Raw genomic sequence first — 12,597 nt, forward strand, 5'->3', positions numbered from 1 at the left:
CGGGGCGAAGCCGACGGCAACCGCGACCGACCGGCCGGGATCACGCCAGGAACCCGGGCCGGGACACGAACGGCCACCCGGCACAGACACAGGCGGCGCCATGAGCGGATTCCTCGCCGGGCTCTGTGTCGCCGTGCTGCCGCTGCTCGCCGCCGGGTTCTGGCTCGGGCGGCGCACCGCCCGGCCGCAGAGCCTCGGCGACCTCGGTACCCCCGTCGAGCACGCCACCTTCCAGACCCTGCACACCGCGTCCCTGGCCGCGCCCCCGCTGCGCGAAGGCCTCACCGAGGAGACCGCGAGCCGCTCCGCCCGGCGCCTGCGCTCCCTCCTGGGCACCGACGCCCTCTGCCTCACCGACCGCACCCGGCTGCTGGCCTGGGACGGTGCCGGCGCCCATCACCGCGCCGAGATCCTCGACCGCCTCACCGGCGTCCTGGAGACCGGCCGCGGCGACGCCTTCCCGCTGGCCTGCGACGCCCCCGACTGCCCCACCCGCTGGGCGGTGCTGGCCCCGCTGACCGTCGACGACCGCGTCCACGGCACCCTCGTCGCCTGCGCCCCGCGCGAGTCCGCGGTCCTGGTCCGCGCGGCCGGCGAGGTCGCCCGCTGGGTCTCCGTACAGCTCGAACTCGCCGACCTCGACCAGTCCCGCACCCGCCTCATCGAGGCCGAGATCAAGGCGCTGCGGGCCCAGATCTCCCCGCACTTCATCTTCAACTCGCTCGCGGTGATCGCCTCGTTCGTCCGCACCGACCCCGAGCGGGCCCGCGAACTCCTCCTGGAATTCGCCGACTTCACCCGCTACTCGTTCCGCAGACACGGCGACTTCACCACCCTCGCCGACGAACTCCACGCCATCGACCACTACTTGGCGCTGGTGCGGGCCCGCTTCGGCGACCGGCTCTCCGTCACCCTCCAGATCGCCCCCGAGGTGCTCCCGGTCGCCCTGCCGTTCCTGTGCCTCCAGCCGCTCGTGGAGAACGCCGTCAAACACGGCCTGGAGGGCAAGGGCGCGTCCGCCACGGGCCACAGCCGCATCAGCATCACCGCGCAGGACGCGGGCGCCGAGGCCCTGGTCGTCATCGAGGACGACGGCGTCGGCATGGACCCCGCCCTGCTGCGCCGCATCCTCGCCGGGGAGATCAGCCCCTCCGGCGGCATCGGCCTCTCCAACGTCGACGACCGGCTCCGCCAGGTCTACGGCGACGACTACGGGCTCGTCATAGAGACCGCCGTCGGAGCCGGCATGAAGATCACCGCCCGGCTGCCCAAGTACCAGCCGGGGGTCCACACGGCCGGACGGGTGAGCAGGGAGTGAGGATCAGTTGCCGCGCAGGGCGACCATGCCGAGGGTGATCAGCCCCAGCACGACCCAGCCGAACCACAGCCAGCCGTTGCTGCCGAGCGCCACCGTGTACGCCGTCACCGCGACCAGACCGCCGACGGTGAGTATCCCCATCGTCTTCGTGGAACTTTCCGTGGAACCGGGCATCGCGACACCCTCCTCAGAGTCCGTGACTCCATGGTGCCCCGATCCGCCCGGCTCAGCGCCCGCGAGCGTTCAATGAGGCCAGATACGCGTTGTAGGCGTGCAGCTCCTGATCGCCGTCCCGGTCGGCGGCCCGGTCCGTGCGGCGGGCCTGCCGCTGCTCGGAGCCGTACCACTGGAACACCAGGGCGATCAGCACCAGCACGGACGGGATCTCACTGAACGCCCACGCGATGCCACCGGCCGCCGTCTGGTCCGACAGCGCGTCGATGCCGAGCGACGCGGGCGGATGCAGGAACGTCGTGACCATCGGCTGCGACGCCATCATCAGCGCGATCCCGAAGAACGCGTGGAACGGCATCCCCGCGAACAGCTCCAGCATCCGCATCAGATACCCCGGCCGGTTCGGCCCCGGGTCCACGCCGATGATCGGCCAGAAGAACACCACGCCGACCGCGAGGAAGTGCGTCATCATCACGACGTGCCCGGTCTTCGACCCCATCAGGAAGTCGAAGACCGGCGTGAAGTACAGCCCGTAGAGGCTCGCGATGAACAGCGGGATCGTGAACGCCGGATGCGTGATGATCCGCATGTACCGGCTGTGCAGCAGCATCAGCAGCAGCTCACGCGGCCCCTTGCGGCCCCGCCCCGCCGTGGGCAGCGCCCGCAGCGCCAGGGTCGCCGGAGCGCCCAGCAGAATGAGGATCGGCGACAACATGCTGATCACCATGTGCTGCACCATGTGCACGCTGAACATGACCATGCCGTAGTCGTTCAGCCTGGTGCACATCATCAGCATCACGGTCAGCACGCCGATGACGTAGGACACGGTCCGCCCGAGCGACCACGCGTCTCCGCGCCGCCGCAGCCGCACGACCCCCCACCCGTACAGGCCGAGCCCCAGCAGGCAGGCGACGAGGAAGAACGGGTCCGCGGACCACACCAACCCCCGCCCCAGCGTGAACGGCGGCAGCTCCACCATCATGCCGTGCCCGCTGTGATCCATCCACCGGCTCCTGTACCCAGACCCTTGAACTTCCGTCCACCCCAGGGTATGGCGCCCCCCACCCACACCAGCGACCGGGGTATGCGGCTCCGCCGCGCGGGCGCGACCAGCCACGACGCACCCGCACCCGGCAACGCATCACCAGGCCGCACCCCCCGGTGCCGAACCGGCTAAAGCACGCACTCCGCTTCCTCGTACCGCTGCGCCGGAACAGTCTTCAGCGTCTCGACGGCCTCGGCCAGAGACGTCATCACAATGTCCGTCCCCCGCAGAGCGGTCATCTTCCCGAACTCCCCCCGGTGAACCGCCTCCACCGCATGCCACCCGAACCGGGTGGCGAGCACCCGGTCATACGCCGTGGGCGTCCCACCCCGCTGCACATGCCCGAGAATCACCGGCCGAGCCTCCTTGCCGAGCCGGTCCTCCAGCTCCAACGACAGCTGCCGGGCGATCCCGGCGAACCGCTCATGCCCGTACACGTCGGTCGCCCCCTCGTCGAACTCCATCGTCCCGCTCCGCGGCTTCGCCCCCTCCGCCGCGACGACGATCGCGAACCGCTTCCCCGCCTCGAACCGCTCGCCGACCCTCCGCGCCAGCTCCTCGATGTCGAAGGGCCGCTCGGGAACGACGATGGCGTGCGCGCCGGCCGCCATGCCGGAGTGCAGCGCTATCCAGCCGGTGTGCCGCCCCATGACCTCGACGACGAGGACCCGTTGGTGGGACTCGGCGGTGGTCTTGAGCCGGTCGAGCGCCTCGGTCGCGACCCCGACGGCGGTGTCGAAGCCGAACGTCACATCGGTGACGGCGATGTCGTTGTCGATGGTCTTCGGCACGCCCACGATCGGCAGCCCGGCGTCGGACATCAGCCGCGCCGCCTTGAGGGTGCCCTCGCCGCCGATCGGGATGATCGCGTCGAGACCCAGCTCGGCGACATGACCCCGGGCCAGTTCCACGCCGCCGCGCAGCTGCGAGGGCTGGACGCGGGAGGAGCCGAGGATGGTGCCGCCGCGGGCGAGGATGCCGGCCACGGCGTCGAGGTCGAGCTTGAGGTAGTCACCCTCCAACAGGCCCCGCCAGCCGTCCCGGAACCCGATGACCTCGTCACCGTGGTCGACGACGGCTCGGTGCACGACGGACCGGATGACGGCGTTCAGGCCGGGGCAGTCGCCGCCGGACGTGAGGACCCCAATGCGCATGTGCCCGAAACCTTCTCGTCGTGGGACCGGCGCCGGACGGTGTGCCCGGCTGGATCGCGGCCACCCTATCGGCGGGACGGTGCCCCGCCGCACCGGGCGTCCGCCTGCTGGACGAGCCCGCCCATGTGAGCGGGCGGGCCGTCAGGCGGGCCCCCGGCGGCGCAGCGGCTACGCGGGCTGCTGCGCCGAGGCGATGCGTTCGTTGCGCAGTGCCTCGTACCAGCGGTCGTCGGTCGGCGGCAGCGCGTTGACGTCGAGCGCCAGCTTGAGCAGCAGGTCCGCGATGAGCGGGTTGCGGGCCAGCACCGGGCCGTGCATGTACGTGCCGAAGACGGTGTCGTTGTAGGCGCCCTCGGTGCCGTCCCCGGTGCCGTTGCCGTTGCCCAGGCGGACCTGGGCGAGCGGGCGGGCGGTGGGGCCGAGGTGGGTGACGCCCTGGTGGTTCTCGAAGCCGGTCAGCGGGGGCAGCCCGAGGCGCGGGTCGATGTCGCCGAGGACGTCACCGACGCACCGGGCACCCTCGCCGCGCACCGAGACCACGTCGAGCAGGCCGAGGCCGGGCTCGCGCTGGCCGAGGTCGTTGATGAACTCGTGGCCGAGGATCTGGTAGCCGGCGCAGACCGAGAAGACGATCGCGCCGTTGCCCACCGCCCGGTGCAGACCGCCGTCCCGGCGCAGCCGCTCCGCCGCCAGCCGCTGCGGACGGTCCTCACCGCCGCCGATCAGGTAGATGTCGCCGGAGGTCGGGATCGGCTGGTCGCTGCGGACGTCGAGGCGGGCCACGTCGAGACCGCGCTGCCGGGCCCGGCGCTCCACGACGAGCACGTTGCCCTGGTCGCCGTAGGTGGAGAGCAGGTCCGGGTAGATCCAGACGATCCGCAGTTGGTTGTCGCTCATGGAGTCACTGTCCTTCTGGGTCCGTCAGTTGCCGACGCGGCGGCGCAGGTCCTGGAACGCGGTGTAGTTGGCGATGACCTCGATCCGGCCCGGCGGGCACAGCTGGACCGCCTGGTCGACGTCGTCGCAGACCTGGAAGTGCTGGTTGGCCACTTCGAGGCGGACCGCGAGGTCCAGCTTGCGGTCGCCGACCACACAGATCGGGTGCCCGGTCAGCCGCGTGTAGTCGACGTCCCAGAGCCAGGAGGTGTCGGTGCCGTCGGCGCCCCGCGCGTTCACCGAGAGGATCACCGGGGTGGGCGGCGGGTCGATCAGGCTGAACGTCTCCAGCCAGCCGGCCGGGTTCTTCGCGAGCAGCAGCCGCAGATCACGCTGCTGGAACTGCACGACGTCGTACCGTCCCGCGACCGCCTGGACCTGGTACATCCGCTCCAGGGCGACCTGCGGCGGCACCCCGAACACGGCGGCGACGGCGGCCGAGGACGCGGCGTTCGCCTTGTTGGCGCGGCCGGGCAGCTGGAGGTGGATCGGCCAGGCCGAACCGTGCGGGTCCAGGACGTGGTCGCCGGTCAGCGCCCAGCTCGGCGTCGGCCGCCGGAAGCCGCACTCGCCGCAGAACCAGTCGTCACCGGGGCGCTGCATCACGCCGCCGCAGGACGGGCAGGACCAGGCGTCGTCCTTCCACATCTGACCGGCGGCGACCCAGATCACGTTGGGGGAGGAGGACGCCGCCCACACCACCAGCGGGTCGTCCGCGTTGGCCACGACGACGGCCTTGGAACCGGCCAGGCCCTCACGCCAGTTCTCCGCGAGCATGCGGGTCTCGGCGGCGCGGTCCAGCTGGTCGCGGGAGAGGTTGAGCAGCGCGATGCACTTGGGGTCGGTGTCCCGGGCGACGCCGGCGAGGTACTTCTCGTCGACCTCGATCACGCCGTACCGGGCGTCCGAGTTGCCGGCCAGGGCCGAGGTGATGCCGGCCGGCATGTTCGCGCCGAGCGCGTTCGACACGACCGGGCCTGCCGCGCCGAGGGCCTCGGCGATCAGGCGGGTGGTGGTGGTCTTGCCGTTGGTCGCCGAGACGAGCACGACGTCCAGGCTCTGCGCGAGCCGTGCCAGGAGGTCGGGGTCGAGCCGGAGGGCCACCTTGCCGCCGATCACCGAACCGCTGCCGCGCCCCGCGGCGCGCGACGCCGCCGCGACTGCCTTGCCCGCGGTCACGGCCAGCTTGGCCCGCGGCGTGAGCGGGTCCGAGTTGCCTGACATCAGTCCTCGATCCTCCTTGCGTACGCGCCGCGCATCTGCCTGACGGCAACGTGGTGTGGACATCAGCCTATCGAGATCTGTTCGCACTCCAGAATCCCGGCCCCGGCTGCGCGGCCGGTGTGGGTCGAGAGGACCGTACCCTTGCCGGCATGCGACACGGTTCCATCCCGGGCACCCACGGGCGCGTCCGGCCCCTCACGCTGCTCGGTGACCCCGTCCTGCACGGGCCCTGCGCGGACGTCACCGACTTCGGCCCGGAACTCTCCGCGCTCGTGGAGGACTTGTTCGCCACGATGTACGCGGCCGAGGGGGTGGGGCTCGCCGCGAACCAGGTCGGTGAGGGGGTGCGGGTGTTCGTCTACGACTGTCCCGACGACGAGGACGTCCGTCATCTCGGGCATGTGGTGAACCCGCGGCTCGTCGCGGCGGACGGGGTGGTGGTGCGGGGGCCCGAAGGCTGCCTGTCCCTGCCGGGGCTTGAGGCGGGCGTCGAGCGCTACGACCACGCGGTGGTCGAGGGGTTCAATGCTGCGGGCGATCCGGTCACCGTCCACGGCACGGGGTTCTTCGCCCGCTGCCTCCAGCACGAGCACGACCACCTGGCCGGCCACACCTACGCCGACCACCTGAAAGGCTGGCGCAAACGCCGCCACCTCCACCAAATCTCCCGAGCCCCCTGGACCCCCTGACCCGTCGTCGACTGCGGGCCCGCCGTGGCTGGTCGCGCAGTTCCCCGCGCCCCTAGGGGTGGCCCGGACCCGTCGTCGACTGCGGGTGCGTCGTGGCTTGTCGCGCAGTTCCCCGCGCCCCTAGGGGGTGTGCGGCCACCGGCGTCAGATGCCTCGGGAACGTTTCGACGCCGGGTTCAGCCGCGCCCCAAAGGGGCGCGGGGAACTGCGCGACCGGCCACAGTGGACCCGCAGCCGGAGGGCGGGCTTCAGAAGCCTGGGCCTCCTGCCTTGTTGCCGGCGGCGGCCAGGCGGCCCCAGAGGAGATCGGCGAGGTTGCGTACCAACTCGCCGCGCGAGCACGGGCGTTCGCCCAACCACCAGTCACCCGCCGCATGCATCATGCCGACGATGCCGTGCCCCCACACCCGCGCCACCCGCTGACTCTCCGGCCCGAGATCGAGCCGCTCCTCGATGACCTGAGCCAACTCCTCGCCCATCCGGCGAAGCAACGGCACGCTGTGCTTGCCGACGTCGAACCCCTGGTCGGACGTCTGCGTGCCCTCGGACGGATGCATCAGGAACCGGTAGACCTGCGGCCGGGCCTCGATGGCCGCGAGGTAGGTGTCGAGGGTCGCCTCGACGCGCTCCCGCCGGTCGGCCGGCGCGTCCAGCGCCGCCCGCAACGTGTTGAGGAGGGCGTCGGTGTGCCGCTTGGCGAGCGCCGCGTAGAGTCCGCTCTTGTCGCCGAAGTGGCGGTACAGGATCGGCTTGGTGATGCCGGCCTCCGCCGCGATGGCGTTCATCGAGGCCTGCGGTCCGTCCCGGAGCACCACTCTGTCGGCGGCCTCCAGCAACTCACGCCGGCGGCGGTCGGCGGACCTCTGCTGCTCGGTCCGCTGTGTGGTGTCCATGGTCTCTCCCCACCCCTGCTTATTCGGTGACGCCTGCGCAAAGTAACACTCAACGCCCTGCCCCCATCGAACGGGCTGCCGAGCTGTCATCATGAGTTGACTTCGCCTACCCACGGGTAACAGACTGGGGTTACCGCTAGTAACAGGTACGTGTGTCACCGCTGGAGGGGTCATGGCCGAGTTCACCATGGAGCTCAACGACGAACAGAAGGAGGTCCGGGACTGGCTGCACGGCTTCGCCGCCGACGTCATCCGTCCCGCGGCAGCCGAATGGGACGAGCGTGAGGAGACCCCCTGGCCGGTGATCCAGGAGGCCGCCAAGGTCGGCATCTACTCCCTCGACTTCTACGCCCAGCAGTACTTCGACCCCACCGGCCTCGGCATCCCGATGGCCATGGAGGAACTCTTCTGGGGCGACGCCGGCATCGCCCTGTCGATCGTCGGCACCGGCCTCGCCGCCGTCGGCGTCCTCGCCAACGGCACGGAGGAGCAGATCGGCACCTGGATACCGCAGATGTACGGCGACGCCGCCGACGTCAAGGTCGCCGCGTTCTGCTCCTCCGAGCCGGACGCCGGTTCCGACGTCGCCTCCATGCGCACCCGGGCCGTGTACGACCAGGCCAAGGACGAGTGGGTCCTCAACGGCACCAAGACCTGGGCGACCAACGGCGGCATCGCCAACGTCCATGTCGTGGTCGCCGTCGTCGACCCGGACCTCGGCTCCAAGGGCCACGCCTCCTTCATCGTCCCCGCGGGCACGCCCGGTCTCTCCCAGGGGCAGAAGTTCAAGAAGCACGGCATCCGCGCCTCGCACACCGCCGAGGTCGTCCTCGAAGACGTGCGGATACCCGGCTCCTGCCTGCTCGGTGGCAAGGACAAGCTGGACGAGCGCCTCGCCCGCGCCCGGGAGCGGGCCAGGACCGGCGGCGAGCGGGTGAAGAACGCGGCGATGGCGACGTTCGAGGCGTCCCGTCCGGCCGTCGGCGCGATGGCGGTGGGCACCGCGCGCGCCGCCTACGAGGTGGCCCTCGACTACGCGAAGACGCGTGAGCAGTTCGGGCGGCCGATCATCGACAACCAGGGCGTCGCCTTCCAGCTCGCGGACATGCGCACGTCGATCGACGCGGCGCGGCTGCTGGTGTGGCGGGCGTCCTGGATGGCCGTCAACGGGCGGCCGTTCACCGCGGCGGAGGGGTCGATGTCGAAGCTCTTCGCCAGCGAGACGGCGAAGAAGGTGACCGGGCAGGCGATCCAGATCCTCGGCGGCAACGGCTACACCCGGGAGTACCCGGTGGAGCGGATGCACCGGGACGCGGCGATCTACACGATCTTCGAGGGCACCAGCGAGATCCAGCGCCTCGTGATCGCCCGCACCCTGTCCGGGATGACCATCCGCTAGCGCCCCGGTGGTCGCCTCACCGGTGTTTCAACGGGGTCAGCTGCTCGATGTCGTACGTGGTGCGCAGGGCCTCGATCGCCTTGTGGTCCGGGGGGCCTCCGTCCCGCAGCAGGTCGAGGAGTTCCTCGAAGTAGCGTTCGTGGTCCGGCGGGGGCGAGGACTGGAAGAACATCTTCGCCGGGGCGTCCGTCGGGTTGGCGAAGGCGTGCGGGCAGCCCGGGGGGACGACGACGACCGTACCGGGCGTCGCGCGCACCACCCGGGTGCCCGAACTCGACTGCCAGCGCTGCCAGTTGTCCGGCGTCCGCACCCGCGGCTCGAAGGCGAGGACGTCCAGTTCGCCTTCGAGGACGTAGAACAACTCCTCGCTGCGGGTGTGCACATGGGCGCCGACGTCGAAGCCCGGCGGGACCTCCACCTCGAAGGTGGAGGCCATCCGCGAGTCCGCGCCGGTCACCTTGAACGTCACCCGCTGCGCCGGGGTCTCGACGATCCTGCCGTGGCCCGGCGGCACCAGCAGCCCTTCGGCCGCCGTCGGCGGCGCCTCGCTCACCACGTCACCGGCAGGGCCTCGGGCCCCCGGATCAGCGCGCCCTTGCGGAACGGCACGTCGGCCGACGGGACGGCCAGCCGCAGGCCCGGAACCCGGTCGAGGAGGGCGTCGACCAGGAGCTGCGACTCCAGCCGGGCCAGCATGTTGCCCGGACAGAAGTGCGGGCCGAACCCGAACGACACATGCGGGTTGGGGCTGCGGTCGAGGTCGACCGTCTCCGGATCGGGGAAGACGTCCGGGTCGCGGTTGGCCGCCAGGTAGGACACATAGATCGGGTCGCCCTCGCGGATCGTCACGCCCCGGATGTCGACGTCCTCCAGGGCGATGCGGGAGAGCCCGACCGCGTTGCGGTGCGGGATGAAACGCAGCAGCTCATCGATGGCCCGCGGTCTGATCTCCGGTTCGGCGCGCAGCCGTTCGAGCAGATCGGGGCGGGTGAGCAGCAGGTAGAACAGCTGGCCGCTGTTGTTGGTGACCGCCTCGCCGCCGATCTGGAGCAGCACCGCGAGGCCCACCGCCTCCTCCAGGGTGATCTCCTCGCGCCCGACGGCCGCGCCGAGCAGCGAGGCCGCGTCCTGCTCGGTGGCGCCCTCCCGCTGCCCGATCAGCTCGGCGAAGTAGGCGCCCATTTCGCCCTTGGCCTTCTCGCTGATGTCGGCGCCGTGCGAGGAGGACAGGATCAGCTGGGTCCACACATGCATGGAGTGCCGGTCGGCGGCCGGGACGCCCATCAGCTCGCAGATCACCGCGATGGGGAACGGGCTGAGGACGCTCGCCGTCAGGTCGGCGGGCGGGCCGTCCTGGAGCAGCTCGTCGACCAGCTCGTCCAGGAGCGTGCGGGATCTCTCCCGGACCCGCTCCACACCCCGCGCCGTGAACGCGGCGGCGACCGTGCGGCGCAGCCGGGTGTGGTCGGGCGGGTCGAGGAACCCGACGGCGCCGCGCTGCGGGATGAAGTGCGGGGCGAGCCGGGTGACGGGCTGGTCCATGACGGCCGCGCGGCTGAAACGCGGGTCGTTGGTCACCATGCGGACGTCGTCGTACCGGGTGACCAGCCAGGCCCAGCCCTCGCCGTTGGGCAGCTGGACCCGGGTGACGGGGCCCTCGCGCATCAGCTCGGTCAGGACCGGGTCGAAGTCCACGCCGGTCAGATCGTGGGCCGGCCAGGGCCGGACCGGGGGCAGGGTCGTGTCGGTGATGGTCTCTTCGCTCATGCTCACGTCGTTCCGTCGTCCTTGCGCCAGCGGCCGAGAGACATCTCGGCGGTGATCCCGGGTCCGAACCCGGCGAGCAGCCCGCGCGCCCGGTGCTGGGCGCTGCCCTCGTCGAACAGCCGCCGCAGCGCGTCAAGCACCACCGCGCTGGCGATGTTGCCGTACTCGGTGAGCGTGGCCCGGCTGAACCGGAAGGCGTGCGGGTCGACCTGGAGGAACTTGCTGAGGTCGTCGAGGATGCGGGGCCCGCCCGCGTGGACTATGTAGAAGTCCAGGTCGGCGGCGTCCCAGCCGTGCAGTTTCGCGAGGTCCTGGAGCGCCGGTGCGAGCGGCTCCATGGTGGCGGGCACCCGCTTGTCCAGCAGGAAGTGGAACCCGGTGGCCCGCACGTCGTAGGCGATCCACTCCTCGGTCTTGGGGATCAGGTAGGAGCCGTTGCGCTCCAGCGAGATGCCCTCGCCGCCGCGCCCGCGCACCACGGCCGCCGCGACGCCGTCGCCGAAGAGGCCGTTGGAGAGCAGCGAGCCGATGTTGAGGTCGGTGGGCTGGTAGCACAGCGAGCAGAACTCGCAGGCCACGATGAGCGCGTTCGCGTCCGGGTAGGCGGCGCAGAAGTCGTGCGCCCGGTTGATGGCGGCGCCGCCGGCCGCGCAGCCCAGCTGGGCGATGGGCAGCTGCCGGGTGGTGCTACAGAAGTCCATCTCGTTGATCAGCCACGCGGTGAGCGAGGGCATCATGAAGCCCGTGCACGAGACGTAGATGATCAGGTCGATGTCGCTGGTCAGCAGTTCCGCGTCGTCCAGCGCCCGCTGGATGACGGCCGGCACCCGGGCCTTCGCCTCTGCCTGGTAGAGCTTGTTGCGGTCCTCGAAGCCCGGGTGTCTGAGGGTGTCCTCGATCGGCTGCACGATGTGCCGCGTGCGTACTCCGGTGTTCTCGATCAGGCGGAGGGCCAGCGGCAGTTGCGGATGGTCGGCGTGACGGGAGCGTGCCAGCTCCAGCGTCTGTTCCATCGTGATCACGTGCTCCGGTACGGACACCGAGGGTCTGCACAAAGTCGCCATGAACCGTGCCTGCTTTCGCCTTCCGGCAGACCTGCGTCCGCCGGTCAGAAGGTGGCTCACCTCAGAAGGTGGTCACCCCACCTTCACCCTGCGGGGCGACGATCTCGCGCCGGACTACTCCGTCTCGGGGACCCCGTGCCATGGTCGGAAGGGGGCAGCCGGTATCCGGAGCGACGGAGGACGCGATGACCCGCACGGCCACGGAACTGCTGGACACGACCATCGCCGCACTGGCCCCCGACCCACGGGCGAACCGGCTGGTCCCGCTGATCGCCCGGGGCGAGGCGAGCCCGGTCGCGTTGCAGGCGTTGGCCCTGGAACAACAGTGGGTGATCCCGGCGGACCGGCGCGCGTTCCTCCATCTGGCCCAGCGCGCCGAGGGCGATCCCGCGGCCGCCTATTTCACGTCGCTGGCCGAGGGCGAGAGCCTCGCGGCGGGCCACCTGGCGGCGTTCGCCCGGGCCTGCGGGGTGGACGAGGACCGCTCCCGCGCCTACGAGCCCGACCCCGGCGCGCAGTCCTACCCCGGGTACCTCGCCTGGCTGGCCCTGAACGCCTCCCCGGCCGACGCGGTGCTGGCCATCACCGCCAACTTCTCGGCGTGGGGCGGCTATTGCGCCACCATCGCCGAGGCCCTGCGCGGCCACTACGGGTTCGACGCCGAGGCCTGCGCCTTCTTCACCTTCTTCGCCGGACCGGCCCCCGCGCTGGAGCGGGCGGCGACGGCGGCGGTGGCGGCGGGCCTGGAGAGCGGCCGCCTCGATCCGCACCGGGCGCACACCTACGGCAGGCTGTTGCAGAGCTACGAGGCGCTGTTCTGGGACACCCTGCTGCGCTCGGCGTGAGCGGGAAGGCGCCGGCGGGGAGACGTGCGGTCGGCGGGCGCCGGAACCGGTCGGCGAGCCCGTTTCCCGGGCCCCGCCCTGGCCTTGCC

General features: G+C 71.3%; 13 protein-coding genes. 4 read left to right on the forward strand and 9 right to left on the reverse strand.

The genetic code is table 11. The annotated features are described in order from the left end of the window. Positions 1–100: 100 nt before the first annotated feature. Positions 101–1,318: a sensor histidine kinase gene (locus tag ACIQOU_RS00165; RefSeq protein ID WP_401532540.1), complete on the forward strand. Its 1,218-nt coding sequence runs from the start codon at positions 101–103 to the stop codon at positions 1,316–1,318. 3 nt (positions 1,319–1,321) lie between these two features. On the opposite strand, the gene ACIQOU_RS00170 is transcribed toward ACIQOU_RS00165, so the two are convergent. The 5 genes from ACIQOU_RS00170 to ACIQOU_RS00190 all read right to left on the reverse strand — a co-directional run bounded on the left by ACIQOU_RS00170 (position 1,322) and on the right by ACIQOU_RS00190 (position 5,851). Continuing rightward, positions 1,322–1,492, reverse strand: a complete 171-nt coding sequence (locus ACIQOU_RS00170; protein WP_401532541.1) for a hypothetical protein — start codon at positions 1,490–1,492, stop codon at positions 1,322–1,324. 52 nt (positions 1,493–1,544) lie between these two features. Beyond that, positions 1,545–2,495, reverse strand: a complete 951-nt coding sequence (locus ACIQOU_RS00175) for a cytochrome c oxidase assembly protein (protein WP_401532542.1) — start codon at positions 2,493–2,495, stop codon at positions 1,545–1,547. Between the two features lie 170 nt (positions 2,496–2,665). Continuing rightward, positions 2,666–3,691 carry a 6-phosphofructokinase gene (locus tag ACIQOU_RS00180; protein WP_401532543.1) on the reverse strand — a complete coding sequence of 342 codons (1,026 nt, stop codon included), beginning with the start codon at positions 3,689–3,691 and terminating at the stop codon, positions 2,666–2,668. 168 nt (positions 3,692–3,859) lie between these two features. After that, positions 3,860–4,588, reverse strand: a complete 729-nt coding sequence (locus ACIQOU_RS00185) for a type 1 glutamine amidotransferase (protein ID WP_401532544.1) — start codon at positions 4,586–4,588, stop codon at positions 3,860–3,862. Between the two features lie 24 nt (positions 4,589–4,612). After that, the gene (locus tag ACIQOU_RS00190) at positions 4,613–5,851 is read right to left on the reverse strand and encodes a MurT ligase domain-containing protein (RefSeq protein WP_401532545.1); all 1,239 of its coding nucleotides are present in this window, start codon (positions 5,849–5,851) and stop codon (positions 4,613–4,615) included. Positions 5,852–6,000: 149 nt separating this feature from the next. Here ACIQOU_RS00190 and def point away from each other — a divergent pair, with 149 nt between their 5' ends. After that, positions 6,001–6,540: a peptide deformylase gene (def, locus tag ACIQOU_RS00195; protein ID WP_401532546.1), complete on the forward strand. Its 540-nt coding sequence runs from the start codon at positions 6,001–6,003 to the stop codon at positions 6,538–6,540. Between the two features lie 248 nt (positions 6,541–6,788). Here the strand turns inward: def and ACIQOU_RS00200 are convergent, their stop codons facing one another. Beyond that, positions 6,789–7,433, reverse strand: a complete 645-nt coding sequence (locus tag ACIQOU_RS00200; protein WP_401532547.1) for a TetR family transcriptional regulator — start codon at positions 7,431–7,433, stop codon at positions 6,789–6,791. A 172-nt stretch (positions 7,434–7,605) separates the two neighbouring features. On the opposite strand from ACIQOU_RS00200, the gene ACIQOU_RS00205 reads away from it, so the two are divergent. Then, on the forward strand, positions 7,606–8,832 hold the full coding sequence (locus ACIQOU_RS00205) for an acyl-CoA dehydrogenase family protein (RefSeq protein WP_401532548.1): 1,227 nt from the start codon (positions 7,606–7,608) through the stop codon (positions 8,830–8,832). Between the two features lie 16 nt (positions 8,833–8,848). Here ACIQOU_RS00205 and ACIQOU_RS00210 read toward each other — a convergent pair whose 3' ends face one another. Genes ACIQOU_RS00210 through ACIQOU_RS00220 form a run of 3 tightly spaced genes read right to left on the reverse strand, consistent with a single transcriptional unit; the run spans position 8,849 to position 11,711 of the window. Next, positions 8,849–9,385: a cupin domain-containing protein gene (locus ACIQOU_RS00210; RefSeq protein WP_401532549.1), complete on the reverse strand. Its 537-nt coding sequence runs from the start codon at positions 9,383–9,385 to the stop codon at positions 8,849–8,851. Next, a complete protein-coding gene (locus ACIQOU_RS00215; protein ID WP_401532551.1) occupies positions 9,382–10,599 on the reverse strand; it encodes a cytochrome P450 in 1,218 nt (405 codons plus the stop codon). The genes ACIQOU_RS00210 and ACIQOU_RS00215 overlap by 4 nt, the downstream gene beginning before the upstream one ends. A 2-nt stretch (positions 10,600–10,601) precedes the next feature. Beyond that, positions 10,602–11,711 carry a type III polyketide synthase gene (locus ACIQOU_RS00220; RefSeq protein WP_401533597.1) on the reverse strand — a complete coding sequence of 370 codons (1,110 nt, stop codon included), beginning with the start codon at positions 11,709–11,711 and terminating at the stop codon, positions 10,602–10,604. A gap of 137 nt (positions 11,712–11,848) precedes the next feature. Here ACIQOU_RS00220 and ACIQOU_RS00225 point away from each other — a divergent pair, with 137 nt between their 5' ends. Continuing rightward, positions 11,849–12,508 carry a transcriptional regulator gene (locus ACIQOU_RS00225; RefSeq protein ID WP_401532553.1) on the forward strand — a complete coding sequence of 220 codons (660 nt, stop codon included), beginning with the start codon at positions 11,849–11,851 and terminating at the stop codon, positions 12,506–12,508. Positions 12,509–12,597: the final 89 nt, after the last annotated feature.

Origin of the sequence: Streptomyces sp. NPDC091279 (assembly GCF_044757465.1) — a bacterium.
GTDB lineage: Bacteria > Actinomycetota > Actinomycetes > Streptomycetales > Streptomycetaceae > Streptomyces.